General features: G+C 71.8%; 7 protein-coding genes. 3 read left to right on the top strand and 4 right to left on the bottom strand.

The features are described from left to right. Window positions 1-3: 3 nt before the first annotated feature. From LXT23_RS12365 to LXT23_RS12350, 4 genes are all read right to left on the bottom strand, one after another. Window positions 4-2,301, bottom strand: a complete 2,298-nt coding sequence (locus LXT23_RS12365; protein WP_253980324.1) for a TonB-dependent receptor — start codon at window positions 2,299-2,301, stop codon at window positions 4-6. A 205-nt stretch (window positions 2,302-2,506) separates the two neighbouring features. Next, window positions 2,507-3,928, bottom strand: coding sequence for a PepSY-associated TM helix domain-containing protein (locus LXT23_RS12360; RefSeq protein ID WP_253980323.1), 1,422 nt, complete (start codon window positions 3,926-3,928; stop codon window positions 2,507-2,509). A 61-nt stretch (window positions 3,929-3,989) separates the two neighbouring features. Next, a complete protein-coding gene (locus tag LXT23_RS12355; protein WP_253980322.1) occupies window positions 3,990-4,889 on the bottom strand; it encodes an energy transducer TonB in 900 nt (299 codons plus the stop codon). Between the two features lie 136 nt (window positions 4,890-5,025). Further along, window positions 5,026-5,514: an NUDIX hydrolase gene (locus tag LXT23_RS12350; RefSeq protein WP_253980321.1), complete on the bottom strand. Its 489-nt coding sequence runs from the start codon at window positions 5,512-5,514 to the stop codon at window positions 5,026-5,028. Window positions 5,515-5,807: 293 nt separating this feature from the next. On the opposite strand from LXT23_RS12350, the gene gltB reads away from it, so the two are divergent. The 3 genes from gltB (at window position 5,808) to LXT23_RS12335 (ending at window position 14,795) form a co-directional block, all read left to right on the top strand. Next, window positions 5,808-10,373, top strand: a complete 4,566-nt coding sequence (gltB, locus tag LXT23_RS12345) for a glutamate synthase large subunit (RefSeq protein WP_253980320.1) — start codon at window positions 5,808-5,810, stop codon at window positions 10,371-10,373. A gap of 2 nt (window positions 10,374-10,375) precedes the next feature. Further along, a complete protein-coding gene (locus LXT23_RS12340; RefSeq protein WP_253980319.1) occupies window positions 10,376-11,836 on the top strand; it encodes a glutamate synthase subunit beta in 1,461 nt (486 codons plus the stop codon). A 142-nt stretch (window positions 11,837-11,978) separates the two neighbouring features. Then, window positions 11,979-14,795 carry an ELWxxDGT repeat protein gene (locus LXT23_RS12335; protein ID WP_253980318.1) on the top strand — a complete coding sequence of 939 codons (2,817 nt, stop codon included), beginning with the start codon at window positions 11,979-11,981 and terminating at the stop codon, window positions 14,793-14,795. Window positions 14,796-14,828: the final 33 nt, after the last annotated feature.

Raw genomic sequence — 14,828 nt, 5'->3', positions numbered from 1 at the left:
CGCCTAGAAGCGGTAGCGCGCGGTCAGCAGCGCGGAGACACCCTCGGCCGGCACGGCATGCCCGGCGTAGAACTGGTCGTAATAGAGGGCGTCGGTGAGGTTGTACACGTTGAGCTGGAGGTTGGCCTTGCCCCACTCGTAGCTCGCGAACGCGTCGAAGCGCCAGAAGTTGGGCACGTTGTTGGTGGCCGTGGCCGCGGAGGTCGGGTTGCTGACGCTCGTCACGTCCTGGTAGACGGCGCCGCCGCCCACCGACAGGTTCTCCAGCACCTGGTACGTCGTCCAGAGCGAGAGGCTGTGGCGCGGGGTGTTCGGCAGCCGCTGGCCGACGAGGTACGGGTTGGTGTGCTCGGTGATGGCGGAGTCCATCAGGGTGTAGTTCGCGAGCATCTTCCAATCCCGGGTGACGGTGCCCGCCACGCCCACGTTGTAGCCCTGCACGCGCTGCTCACCGGCGAGGATCTGCGGCGGCCCCTCCGGGTCCGTGTTGGGCACGCGCGCGTCCGTCTTGGTGATGCGGAACACGGCCGCGGTGAGGCCCAGCCGGCCCTCGATGAACTCACCCTTCGCGCCCACCTCCACGATGGCGTTCTTCTCCGGATCCAGGCTCACCGTGTCGGCGGAGAGCGTGGCCAGCTCGGCGGAGGGGTTGGCGGACGTGCCGTACATGCCGTACACGCTCGTGTTCTCCATGGGGTGGACGACGACGCCCGCGCGCCAGTTGAACAGCTTGTCGCTGCTCTCCAGCCGCGTCTTCGTGCCGGCGGCGGCCACGGCGGTGTAGTCCGTGTTGAAGACGTCCCAGCGGATGGAGCCAAGCACCTCCACGTACTTGCCGATGGCAATCTGGTCCGCCGCGTAGAGGCCCAGGGTCCGCTGGAGGCTGGTGTTGGCGCTCTGGAACGTGGGCGTCACGGCGGACAGGTCGGGCCGCGGGTCCGGGTTGAACAGGTCCGCGGGGATGTTGGGGCCGGTGGGCAGGCCCACCGCGCTCAGGTTCATGCGGCCCTGGGCGCGCTTCTCCCACGACAGCTCCACGCCAGCGTTGGTGGTGTGCTTCAGGAAGCCCGTGTCGAACGTCCCGCGCACGTCCGCGAGGTTGGACAGGTACGTGCCGTCCGTCTCGATTTCGAAGCGCTGCCGGCCGATGGTCTCCGGGATGCCCGTCGTCGGCGCGAGCCCGCGAGGCGACGTGGGCCGGAGGAACCGGTCCACCCGCCCGTAGCGCAGGGTGTTGGTGAAGAGCACGGCCTCTCCGAAGCGCTGGAGCAGCCGGCCGCTGGCGACGTGCGCGTCCACCCGCGTCTGGTCCGAGTCCGCCACGCCGTAGAACGACTCGCGCGGCACGTCGAGGCTGGTGGAGACGGGGAAGCGGTTGAAGTACGGCTCGCCGTAGTCCGGCACGCCGTCCTCGCGCTGGAAGAGGTAGTCGAACTCGAACGTCGTGTTCTCGCCCGTCTGCAAGCGCAGCGAGGGCGCGAAGCCCAGGCGGTTGTCCTCCACCACGTCGCGGGCCGCGGCGCCGCCGAGCTCGCCCATGACGTTGAGCCGGACCTGGAGCGCGTCGGAGACGGCCTGGTTGAGGTCGGCCTCGAGGCGGCCGGACGGGGCGGTGCCACCGCTGATGGAGACGTCCTGGAAGGAGGTCTTCTTCGGCTTCTTGGTGACCAGGTTGACGGCGCCGCCGGTGGAGCCGCGGCCGAAGAGGACGGCGGACGGCCCGAAGTAGGCCTCCACGCCCTCCAGGTTGAAGGTGTCGCGCGAGTACCAGCCCAGGTCTCTCGCGCCGTCACGGGAGATGTCGTTCTGCGCGGAGAAGCCGCGGAGGATGAACGTGTCACCCTGGCGGCCGGCCTCGCCCGCGCTGATGGTGATGCCGGAGACGTTGCGCAGCGCCTCGCGGACCGTCGTCACCTGCTGCTCCTCCAGCACCTCCTCAGGCACCACGGTGACGGACTGCGGCGTGTCCACCAGCGGCTTCGGCAGCCGCGTGAGGCTGCTCTCCTTGGCCTGGTAGCCCTTCTCCGCCTCGGCCTCCACCTGCACGGTGGGGAGGACGAAGGTGTCCTGCGCACCCTGCCCGGCTTCCTCCGTGCCCGGGGCCTGGGAGGTAGCGGCGGGAGCGCCGGGGCTCTGCGCCTGGGGCGTGCCGGGGTTCTCGGTGCCCTGCACCTGCGCGGCGGGCTGAGTCGCCGGGTCCGCTGCGGGGCTCGTGGGCTCCTGGGCCACAGCGCCGCTGGCCGCCAGCGCGGACGCGAGGCCGACGGCGGCCTGGCCCCAGGGGCGCAGTGCGGCGCGCACGCCTCCGGTGTGACCGACTGCAGAGCGGATGCCTGGGGTACGGGAAGTCTTGGGGGACATGGGGGTCTCGTGCTCCTGGCCGGGGTGGCCGGTTCAACGCGCTGCCTTGAAACCGATTTTGATATGCAAAGTCAATTTCGAACTACAGCCGGAGTGCGGATTTCCGGCCCCGCACGACACACGTGCGGGGCCGAGGCGGTGGGACTCAGGCCGCCGTCTCTTCCGGGGTTGAAGGCGCGGGTGACGCCACGGGCTCGGTGGCGGCGCGGGCCTGCCGGCGCGGGAAGAAGCGCCTCCAGGCCAGGGCGAAGCCGGTCCACACGAGGACGGCGCCGCCGAGCGAGGCGATGGCCGCGATGAGCTGCCCCATCCACCCGAGCGCCTCTCCCGTGTGCAGGAAGCGCAGCCACGTGCGCAGCTTGCGGCCGCTGTTGAAGTCCGCGTAGCCCTCCTGCTTCGCCACCTCGGCGGTGAAGGGATTGAGGGACACCTGCGTGGACGAGAAGAGCGGCCACGCGTCGCGGGCGCGGACGGTGAAGGTGAGCGCCTCCGGACCACCGCCGCCTCCGCGGCCTCCGCCCTCGGCACGCGGAGCACCCTCGACACGAGGAGCACCCTCGGCACGCGGAGCACCCTCGGCACGCGGAGCACCCTCGGCACGCGGAGCACCCTCGCTACGAGGAGCACCCTCGCCACGAGGAGCGCCCTCGGCACGCGGAGCACCCTCGCCACGAGGCTGCGCCCCGGGTCCCTGCTGTCCCTGCGGCCCTCCGGGACGCGGAGCACCACCGAGGCGCAGCGAGACGGAGGTCCACTCAGGCGTCCCCTTCCGGGCCTCGGTGAAGAGCGCATCCAGCTTGAGCCGCTCGGCCCCCGGCGGCGGCGCGGGCAGCTTCACCGAGGACTGCCCCGGCGGGCCCTGGTTCGCGGGCGGCGTGTTGCCGGTGACCTTGAACACCAAGTCCGAGGCCCACTTGTACGAGATGACCATGCCCGACGCCGTCAGCACGACGAGCACGGGCAAGGACCAGAAGCCGATGACGTTGTGCCAGTTCCAGTCGCGCGCCTTGCCCTTCAGCCCGCGCCGGAACCACAGGGAGGGCCGCATCGCGCGCAGCGTCCACTTGCGGGGCCACCACAGGTACAGGCCGGACAGGGCCAGGAAGAGGAACGCGGCGTTGCTCGCCCCTGTGATCGCCTTGCCGATGGGGCGGTTGTCCCCGTGCGCGGCGAGCCACCGGTGCAGGTCCTCCATGAAGTGGAAGAAGTCGCGCCACCCCTGCGCCCCGCCCTCCTTGACCTCGCCCGTGTACGGATTCACGTACACCAGGGCCTCGCGCCCCAGGTTCACCAGCACCGCGGCGCCGGGCTCGGCATACACCGTCACGCCCGAGGGCTGCGCGTCCGGACGGGCCGCGCGCACGCGGGCCACCAGCTCGTCCACCGGGAGCCGCGCCGCGTCCGCGGGCACCTGCACCTGTCGGGCGTCACGCTCGGCCCACTCGAGCAGCTGCGGCTCGAACGCAATCGCCACGCCCGTCACGGACATGACCGCGATGACGAGACCGGCGACGAGGCCGGCCACCAGGTGAATCCAGAAGAACGTCTTTCGAAGAAGGCTGCTCATGTGGCGTCTCCACGCACGAGCCGGAGCTCGCGCACGAAGCCTGATGCGAGAAGAGCGCCCTTCACTTCAGGGCGAAGTTGACGGGAACCTCGATGATGACGCGGACCGGCCGCCCCTCGCGGCCGATGGCCGGCGAGAAGCGCCACCGGTTGACGGCCTCCACGGCCGCCGCGTCCAGCGCGGGAACCGAGCGGATGACGCGCGTGTGCGCAGGCTCCACCTTGCCGTCCGTCCCGATGATGATGCGCACCAGCACCAGCCCCTGGATGCCATCCGAGCGCGCGCGGCGCGGGTACTCGGGAGCAACCTGCTTGAGCACGCCCGGCGGCTGCGACACCTGCTTCAGTCCCAGGGCCTCGCCCGTGCCCCCCACGGCGGTGGCACCCACGATGCCGCCCTGCTGCCCACCCACCACACCGCCCACCACGCCACCGACGACGGCGCCGACACCCGTGTTCGCGGCGACCGGGGTCTGCTCCTGCGGTTGCTCGGCCACCTCGGTGGGCGGCTCGGGAACCGGCTCGGGCTTCGCCTCCACGGGCTCCGGCACCGGCTTGGGCACGGGCGGCGTCAGCACGCGCTCCGTGGGCCGGGTGACGCGGGCCTGGCGCGGCGTCTTCGCGGGCACCGGCGTGGCGGCAGCACCGGCGGCGGGCGCGGGCGGCGGTGGAGCAAAGGTCATGAACACCAGCTCGGGCTCCGGCGGCGCGGGCGCCTTCTCCGGCCGGGAGGCCGGAAGCGCGAGCCCACCAACGAACACGCCGGCGTGCACCAGCACGGCGACCAGGGCGGCCTGGCCCCACCGGCTCCGAGGCCCCTCGCCGGGCGTGGTCTCGCCCATCCGGAAGAGCCCCGTGGCGACGCCGTTCGGCTGGGACGGCTCCGAGGCGGGCATCACCACCACCGCGTGCCCCGGGCTCCCGCCCGCCGCCGAAACGTCGAAATTGAGAATCGTTCTCATTTTCACCCGGCACTACGGATACTTCCTCGGCAGGCCGCCCGTCAACGTACGGGGGGTGACATGGCGCATCCGGCCATAAGGACGTCTGGCGCCAACACCCACCCTGTCGACTGGAAAACCCTGGAGTTACGGGCACCTACAGCCGGGTGAAGGACCAACTCACCGCGCGGCCGCCCTCGTAGGGCATGACGCCGTGGAAGGGCCGGGGGTCCGCGTCGAAGACGAGCGGCAGGAAGTGCCGGTCCCCGTCCCAGAGGTTCAGCTTCGGCACCTCCGCCACGGGCACCCAGGAGAGGGAGCCCTCCGGGTTGCGCTCCAGCGGTGTGCCCTCGAAGCGGTCGATGCGGAAGACGAAGCCGAGCCAGTCCTCGCCATGCTTGCCGAAGCCGGGCCAGGAGATGGTGCCGCGAAGGCGCATCTCCAGGCACTCGATGCCGGCCTCCTCGCGAATCTCTCGGCGCATGCACGCCGCCACGTCCTCGTCGCGCTCCATCTTCCCGCCCAGGCCGTTGTACTTGCCGAAGTGCGCATCATCCGGCCGGGCGTTGCGGTGGACGAGCAGCACCCGCTGCCCGTCTGGCGACATCACGTAGCCCAGCGTTCCGATGATCGGGGTGTACGGCATGAAGCCCTCCTGGCGCGGCGCGGCAACGGCTCCAGGCACTGGAGCCCGCCCCGACGGAATGCCACGAAGCCGGGGACTGTAAAGCTCCAGACGCTGCAACCGCTCCGACTCCGCCCCAGCTCCGGCAACTGCCCGGCAGGTGACGCCCCCTCCGCCCCGAGGGTCGGCCAGCTCACCCGGCATGCCACCCGACAACCCCCCGCACGGGACTTCCTTTACGTGAGCCGACGCAACGCGTTAGCGTGCCGCATTACAACAATGACCACCCGCGTCAGCGGGAATGGGGGAAGTTGATGTCCGCAATCCTCCCCGGCCGGTACGGCCTCTACGAGCCCGACACCGAGCATGACGCCTGCGGCGTGGGCTTCGTGGCCCACCTGCGAGGCGAGCGCTCCCGCGGCATCGTCGAGGACGCCCTCGAGCTGCTGAACCGGCTGAGCCACCGGGCGGCGGCCGGGAGGGACCCCCGGACGGGAGATGGCGCGGGCATCCTGGTGCAGCTCCCCCACCGCTTCTTCGAGCGCGTGGTGCCGCAGCTCGGCTTCGCGCTCCCCGCGCGCCGCCACTACGGCGTGGGCCAGGTCTTCCTCCCGCCCGACCCGGACGCGCGCGCCGCGTGCGAGGCCGCCCTCGAAGAGGTCGTGGCCGAGGAAGGTCAGCGGGTGCTCGGCTGGCGGGACGTACCCGTGGCCCCGGAGCACCTGGGCCCCGTCGCGCGCGAGGCCGCGCCCGTCATCCGGCAGCTCTTCATCGCCCGGCGGCGCGTGGTGCCCAGCGCCTTCGAGCGCAAGCTGTACCGCATCCGCAAGCTGACGGAGAACCGCGTGCAGGCGCGCGGCGTGGACCCGCGCGGCCTCTTCCACGTGGCGTCCCTGTCGTCGGAGACGCTCATCTACAAGGGGCTGATGCTGCCGGTGGACCTGCCGCGCTTCTACGCGGACCTCCAGCAGCCGGACTTCGTGAGCGCGCTGGCGCTGGTGCACTCGCGCTTCTCCACCAACACCTTCCCCACCTGGGAGCTGGCGCAGCCGTTCCGCTTCATCGCGCACAACGGGGAGATCAACACCCTGCGCGGCAACCGGAACTGGATGAACGCGCGGCGTGGCCTCCTGCAGACGGCCCGTCTGGGCGGGAGCCTGGAGCCGCTCCAGCCCATCATCGTCCCCGGCAAGAGCGACTCGGCCCAGTTCGACAACATGGTGGAGCTGCTCTACCTCGGCGGCCGCACGCTGCCGCACGCGCTGATGATGATGATTCCGGAGGCGTGGGAGGGCGACGCGCTGATGGCCGACGAGCGGCGCGCCTTCTACGAGTACTCCTCCGCCCTGCTGGAGCCGTGGGACGGGCCCGCGGCCATCGCCTTCACGGACGGGCAGCTCATCGGCGCCACGCTGGACCGCAACGGGCTGCGGCCCGCGCGCTACCTCGTCACCGAGGACGACCGCATCATCCTCGCCTCGGAGACGGGCGTCATCGACGTGCCCCCCGCGCAGGTACGCCGCAAGGGCCGCCTGACGCCGGGCCGCATGCTGCTGGTGGACACCACCGAGGGGCGCATCCTCGAGGACGACGAGGTGAAGCGCGACCTCACCACGCGCTGGCCGTACCGCCGCTGGCTGGAGCGCAACGTCTACACCTTCGACGACCTGCCCGCGATTCCCGCCCCCGAGCGCCTGCGCGGCGAGGAACTCTGGCGCCTGCAGCGCGCCTTCGGCTTCACCGCCGAGGACGTGCGCACCGTGCTCACACCCATGGCGGAGACCGGCAAGGAGCCCGTGGGCTCCATGGGCACGGACACGCCGCTCGCGGTCCTCAGCGACCAGGCGCCCAGCCTCTTCTCCTACTTCCACCAGCTCTTCGCGCAGGTGACCAACCCGCCCATCGACCCGCTGCGCGAGTCGCTGGTGATGACGCTGGCCACCGCGCTGGGCCCGGAGAGCAACACCTTCGAGGAGACGCCGGAGCAGTGCCACCGGCTGTCGCTGCCCGGCCCCATCCTCACCAACGGGCAGCTCGCGAGGCTGAGCGTCATCCACGGCGAGGGCCTCTTCGAGACGAAGCGGCTGTCGCTCCTCTACCCGCTGGACGGCGGCGAGGGCGCGCTGGAGGCCGCGGTGGAGCGGCTGTGTACGGAGGCCGTGGACGCGGTGGACTCGGGCGCCAGCATCCTGCTCCTGAGCGACCGCGGCGTGGACGCGGCGCACGGGGCCATCCCCGCGTTGCTGGCCATGTCCACGGTGCATCAGCGGCTGGTGCGCGACGGCATCCGCATGCACACCGGCCTTCTGCTGGAGACGGCCGAGGCGCGCGAGGTGCACCACTTCGCCTGTCTCTTCGCCTTCGGGGCCTCGGCGGTGAACCCGTACCTGGCGCTGGACACGCTGCGCGCCATGGCCGACGGCGGCGAGCTGGCCGTGGACGCGGAGAAGGCGCAGGAGCGCTTCATCCATGCGATTGAGGAAGGGCTGATGAAGGTGATGTCCAAGATGGGCATCTCCACGCTCCAGTCCTACCGGGGCGCGCAGCTCTTCGAAGCGGTGGGACTTCAGCGAAGCCTCATCGAGCGGCACTTCACCGGCACGTCGTCCCGCGTGGAAGGCGTGGGGCTGCCGGAGCTGGGGCGCGAGGTGCAGGAGCGGCACGCCCGCGGCTTCGGCCCCGAGGCGGACGCGGAGGCCGGCCTGCTGCCCGTGGGCGGCCAGTACCGGTGGCGCCGGCTGGGCGAGCGGCACAAGTGGAACCCCGCCACGATTGCGAAGCTCCAGGCGGCGGTGCGCGCCAACGACGCGGCCGTCTTCGCGGAGTACTCGAAGCTGGCGGACGACGAGACGCGCGAGCACTGCAACCTGCGCGGCCTCTTGGAGCTGAACACCGAGGGCCGCACCCCGGTGCCGCTGGAGGAAGTCGAGCCGGCGCTATCGATTGCGCGCCGCTTCGTCACCGGCGCCATGTCCTTCGGCTCCATCAGCGCGGAGGCGCACGAGACGCTGGCCATCGCCATGAACCGGCTGGGCGGACGCTCCAACAGCGGAGAGGGCGGTGAGGAGTCGCGCCGCTACACGCCGGACGAGAATGGGGACCTGCGCCGCAGCGCCATCAAGCAGGTGGCGAGCGCCCGCTTCGGCGTCACCACGGAGTACCTGGTCAACGCGGACGAGCTGCAGATCAAGGTCGCCCAGGGCGCCAAGCCCGGTGAGGGAGGCCAGCTCCCCGGGCACAAGGTGGACGAGCGGATTGCGCGCGTGCGCTGGTCCACGCCGGGCGTGACGCTCATCTCCCCTCCCCCGCACCACGACATCTACTCCATCGAGGACCTGGCGCAGCTCATCTACGACCTCCAGTCCGTGAACCCCCAGTCGCGGGTGAGCGTGAAGCTGGTGAGCGAGGTGGGCGTGGGCACCATCGCCGCGGGCGTGGCCAAGGCGGGCGCCGGCGCGGTGGTCATCTCCGGGTACGAGGGCGGCACCGGGGCGTCCCCCATCTCCAGCATCCACCACGCGGGCCTGCCGTGGGAGCTGGGGCTGGCGGAGACGCAGCAGGTGCTGGTGCACAACGGGCTGCGCTCGCGCATCCGGGTGCAGGCGGACGGCGGCATGCGCACCGCGCGCGACGTGCTGGTGGCGGCGCTGCTGGGCGCGGAGGAGTTCGGCATGGCCACCGCCAGCCTCGTGGCCGTGGGCTGCGTGATGCTGCGCAAGTGCCACCTCAACACCTGCTCGGCCGGCATCGCCACGCAGGACCCGGCGCTGCGCGAGCGCTTCCAGGGCAAGCCCGAGGACGTGGTGAACTTCTTCCTCCTGATTGCCGAGGACCTCCGGAAGAAGCTGGCGGCGCTGGGCGCGCGCACGGTGGAGGAGCTGGTGGGCCGGGTGGACCTGCTGCGCCAGCGGACGGCGGTGGACCACTGGAAGGCGAAGCGCGTGGACCTGTCCGCGCTGCTGGCCGCCCCCGCCGCTCCGGCCGAGGAGCCCCGTCACTGCAAGGTGCCGAGGACGAAGGACGTGTCGGACCACCTGGACCACACGCTGCTGCGCGACGCGAGCCAGGTGCTGGATGGCGGGCCGCCGCTGCTGCTCACGCAGCCGGTGAGCAACACGCACCGCGCCGTGGGCGCCATGCTGTCCGGCGAGATTGCCCGGCGGCACGGAGGCCGGGGACTGCCGGACGGGCGCATCCACGTGCGGCTGAAGGGCTCGGCGGGCCAGAGCTTCGGCGCGTTCCTCGTCTCCGGCGTGACGCTGGAGCTGGAGGGCGATGCCAACGACTACGTCGGCAAGGGCCTGTCCGGCGGGCGCATCATCGTCTACCCGCCGCAGGCAGCCCGCTTCGCGGCCGAGGACAACGTGCTGGTGGGCAACACGGCCCTCTACGGCGCCACCGGCGGCGAGGTGTACCTGCGAGGCCTCGCGGGTGAGCGCTTCGCGGTGCGCAACAGCGGCGCGCAGGCGGTGGTGGAGGGCGTGGGCGACCACGGCTGCGAGTACATGACGGGCGGCGTGGTGGTGGTGCTCGGCCCCACGGGACGTAACTTCGCGGCGGGCATGAGCGGCGGCACGGCCTATGTCCTCGACCGGGAGATGGCCTTCCGGCAGCGCTGCAACCTCGAGATGGTGGAGCTGGAGTCGCTGGTGGACGAGTCGGAGATCTGGCTCGTGCACGGCATGGTGGAGCGGCACCTGAAGCACACGGGCAGTGCGCTGGCTCGGCGGGTGCTGGACAACTGGGAGCTGACGGTGCCGCGGTTCGTGAAGGTGATGCCCACGGACTACAAGCGCGTGCTCCAGGCGCGGCGGGCAGCCCGGCGGCCCGCGCAGGCGAACTCCGAGCAGCTTCAGCAGACCGCAGGCGGGAGGGGCTGACCATGGGCAAGCCGACGGGATTCATGGAGTGGCCCCGCGTCCACGCGCAAAAGCGGGACAAGCAGGAGCGCGTAGGGGACTTCAAGGAGTTCGCCCTGCCGCTCGCGCCCGAGGAGGCGAAGCGCCAGGCGGGCCGGTGCATGGACTGTGGCGTGCCCTTCTGCCACCAGGGCTGTCCGCTGGGGAACCTCATCCCCGACTTCAACGAGGCCGTGTACCGGGGCCGCTGGCGCGAGGCGTACGAGCTGCTCAGCCGCACCAACGGCTTCCCCGAGATGACGGGGCGGCTGTGCCCCGCGCCCTGCGAGGCCGCGTGCGTGCTGGCCATCGACCAGGACGCGGTGACCATCGAGCAGATGGAGAAGGAGATCGCCGAGCGGGCCTTCGCGGAGGGCTGGGTGAAGCCCCGGCCTCCGGCGCGGCGCACGGGGAGGACGGTGGGCGTGGTGGGCTCGGGCCCCGCGGGGCTGGCGGCGGCGGCGCAGCTCAACGCGGCCGGACACAGCGTCACCGTGTACGAGCGGGATTCGCGGCCCGGTGGGCTGCTGCGCTACGGCATTCCGGACTTCAAGCTGGAGAAGTCGGTGCTGGACCGGCGGCTCGCGGTGATGGAGGCGGAGGGCATCGAGTTCCGCAACGGCGTGGACGTGGGGGGCTCGGTGAGCTTCCGCGAGCTGCGCGGGCGGCATGACGCGCTGGTGCTGGCCATGGGCGCGCGCAAGCCGAGGGAGCTGGAGGTGCCGGGGCGCGAGCTGGCCGGCGTGGTCCAGGCGATGGAGTACCTGGAGCACCAGAACCGGCTGCTGGAGGGCACAGGGCAGAAGGACGCGCGCCTGGACGCGGTGGGCCGGCGGGTCATCGTGCTGGGCGGTGGCGACACGGGCTCGGACTGCCTGGGCACGGCGCTGCGGCAGGGCGCGAAGAGCGTGCACCAGGTGGAGCTGCTGCCGGCTCCGCCCTCGGTGCGCGCGGCGGGCAATCCGTGGCCCCGGTGGCCGCTGGTGTTCCGTACGTCGTCGAGCCAGGAAGAAGGCGGCGAGCGCGCCTTCGCGCTGATGACGAAGCAGCTGACCGGGCGCGACGGGAAGCTGGAGGCCCTGCACGCCGTGCAGGTGGAGTTGCTCCGCGAGCCGGGGGCGCTGCCCCGCGTGGTGGAGGTGCCGGGCACCGAGGTGACGTTCGAGGTGGACCTGCTGGTGCTGGCCATGGGCTTCACGGGGCCGGAGCCGGGGCGACTCTCCGAGGAGCTGGGGGTGAAGCTGTCACCCCGGGGCACGGTGCAGGTGGACGCGCGCTTCGCCACGTCGGCGGATGGCGTGTTCTGTGCGGGCGACGCGAGCCGGGGCGCGAGCCTCATCGTCTGGGCCCTGTCCGATGGCCGCGAGGCGGCGAAGGCCGTGGACGCGTGGCTGTCGAGCGGGAAGTCGGTGCTGCCGACCCGGGGCGCGGACTGCGCGTTCTGACGAGGCCTCTCTCCACAACGAGGCCTCTGTAGGCAACCCTCCACTTTCCCTGCCCTGACGGACGGCTGCCCATCCGTCAGGGGCAGCCCAGCTTTGGCGCCCCACCCGCGCGTGCTCCCCGGCGCGAAAGACGGTGCCGCTCATGGCCTCGCAGCCCGTACGTCCGACGCTTCTCCTGCTGTGCCTCGCTTCCACCCTCGCATGTGAGAGCTCGCTGCCCTCCCTCCCCGAGGATGGCGCGCTGGAGAGCACCGATGCCTCGCTCCTCTCCACCCAGGCGTACCTCGTGGACGACATCGCCGGTGGACGCCTGGGCAGTGCGCCTCATGCGCTGACGGACGTGGGCGGCCTGCTCCTCTTCGGCGCCACCGACCACTCGCGAGGCACGGAGCTGTGGAAGAGCGACGGCACGGACCCGGGCACCTCGCTGGTCAAGGACATCCGCCCCGGCCCCCTGGGCTCGGACCCGAGCGAGCTCACCGCCGTGGGCCACACCCTGTACTTCGTCGCCAATGATGGAGAGCACGGAGAAGAGCTCTGGAAGAGCAACGGCCGGCCGTCCGGGACGCAGCTCGTCGCGGACCTGCGCGCGGGCATCCACAGCTCGGGCGTCGAGGAGCTCACCGCCGTGGGCTACACGCTCTTCTTCGTCGCCGATGACGGAGCGTCCGGCAGGGAGCTCTGGAAGACCGATGGCACCCCCGGTGGCACCCACGTCGTGAAGGACCTCGCGCCCGGCCGCGCTGGCGCCTATCCGCACCTCCTCACCGCCTCGGGCGGGCAGCTCTTCTTCTTCGTCGACCGGGTCCTCTGGAAGAGCGACGGCACGCCCGAGGGCACCGTCCCCGTCCGGACCATCGATGCGCCGCCTGCCGTCATCGTCCGCCCGCTCGGGCTCACGGACGTGGCCGGGAAGCTCTTCTTCTTCGTGCGGTTCGAGGTCGATGAGAACGACGACCTCCCCGTGGAGCCGCCGCCCCTCACCCTCTGGAAGAGCGACGGCACCGCCAGCGGCACGGTGCGGCTCGCGGACCTGCGCGACCCCGGCCTGAGCGATGACCCACGCCCCACCTCCGCCCGGGGGCTCCTCTTCTTCATCGCGGGCACCCCCGAACACGGCGACGAGCTGTGGCGCAGTGACGGCACGGCCCTCGGCACCTCGCGCATCTCGGACATCGCGCCCGGCCGCGCCAGCTCCAACCCCCGGGAGCTGGCCGCCGTGAACAACTTCCTGTGCTTCTCCGCGTACTCCCCCGAGCACGGAGACGAGCTGTGGCGCAGCGATGGAACGCCCGGCGGCACCGTGCTCCTCAAGGACATCACTCCCGGCCCGGAGGGCTCGGCCATCGCCTTCATGAAGTCGCAGCGGGGCCGGCTCTTCTTCGCCGCCCGCGAGCCCGGAAAAGGCCACGAGCCGTGGACGAGCAATGGCTTCGCCGCGACCACCTCCCGCCTGCGAGACCTCGCGGGCGGCGCCCTCTCCTCCTCGGCGCGAGGCTTCACCGCCAGCGGCTCGCGGCTGTTCTTCACGGCCCAGCACCGCGACTCCGGCGCCGAGCTGTGGGCCGTCCGCCTGGGGGACTCCATCAGCCAATTCCCTCCACCCCTGCTCTCCTCGGCCAGCGCGGCACCGCGCACCGATGCCGTCACGGCGCCCCTGGAGGGCGACCTCGCCCGGATGGTGCAGGACCTCCACCCGGGTGGAGGCCGGCCTGGCACCTCCTCTTGGACGACGCTGGACGGAACGCTCTTCTTCGACGCGGACGACGGCAGCGTCGGGCCGGAGCTCTGGCGAACGGACGGCACGCCCGAAGGCACCTGGCTGGTGAAGGATCTGCACCCGGGCCCCGCGGGCTCGGAGCCGTCCCAGCTCTTCGTGCTCGGCTCGCACGTGTTCTTCTTCGCCGACGACGGCCTCCACGGCCGCGAGCTGTGGCGCACCGACGGGACTCGCGCGGGCACGGTCCTCGTAGTGGACCTCCACCCGGGCCCCTCCGGCAGCGCCACCTTCGAGCGGCCCGTCGTGCTGGACGGCGTTGCCTACTTCACCGCCTCGGACGGCACCCACGGCGAAGAGCTGTGGCGCACCGACGGCACGGCGGCAGGCACCCTCCTCGTGAAGGACCTGTACCCCGGTCTTCCGGATGGCTCCCCCGTCAACCTCACGCCCGTGGGCCACCGGCTGTTCTTCTCCGCCTTCTTCGAGGACGTGGGCTGGGAGCTTGGCGTCACCGACGGCACCGAGGCGGGCACGGGGCTCGTGAAGGACCTGCGGCCGGGCCTGGGAGGCTCCTTCCCCAGGGCGCTGACGGCGCTCGGGACGAAGCTCGTCTTCGCGGCGGATGACGCGGAGCACGGCGGCGAGCCCTGGGTCAGCGACGGCACCGAGGCGGGCACCCTGCTGCTGCGAGATATCTCCGATGGCTGGAATGGCTCCTTCCCGGACACCTTCACCGTCGCGGGCGGCAGGGTCTTCTTCGCGGCGAGCAGCCCCGACACGGGCCGTGAGCCCTGGCTCAGCGACGGCACGCCTGGAGGCACCGTGCTCGCGGGGGACGTGCGGCCCGGGCCGGAGGGCTCGTATCCCCTCTGGTTCGGCGCGCTGGGCTCCGGCGTCCTCTTCAGCGCCGACGATGGCACCCACGGGCATGAGCTGTGGCGCTCGGACGGCCTGGCGGGCGGCGCGGCCCTGGTGCGAGACCTCCGTCCGGGCCCGGGGCACTCCGAGCCGCGCTGGATGTCGGACGTGGACGGCACGGCACTCTTCCACGCGGACGACGGAGAGGACGGCGCCGAGCTGTGGCGGACCGACGGCACCTGGGCCGGCACGCAGCGGCACCAGGCCCTGGCCCCGGGGCGGCAGGGCTCGCTGCCGTACTTCTTCACGCGCTCCGGTCCCCGCGTGTTCTTCCTCGCGGACGACGGGGCCCACGGCATCGAGTGGTGGGTCCGGGAATAAGGTCCGAATTGAATGGTTGGAGTGGGTTTCGCC

Origin of the sequence: Pyxidicoccus xibeiensis (genome assembly GCF_024198175.1) — a bacterium.
Classification (GTDB): domain Bacteria; phylum Myxococcota; class Myxococcia; order Myxococcales; family Myxococcaceae; genus Myxococcus; species Myxococcus xibeiensis.
Note: the sequence above shows the minus strand (reverse complement) of the source record. Positions and strands in the feature narration are given on the sequence as shown.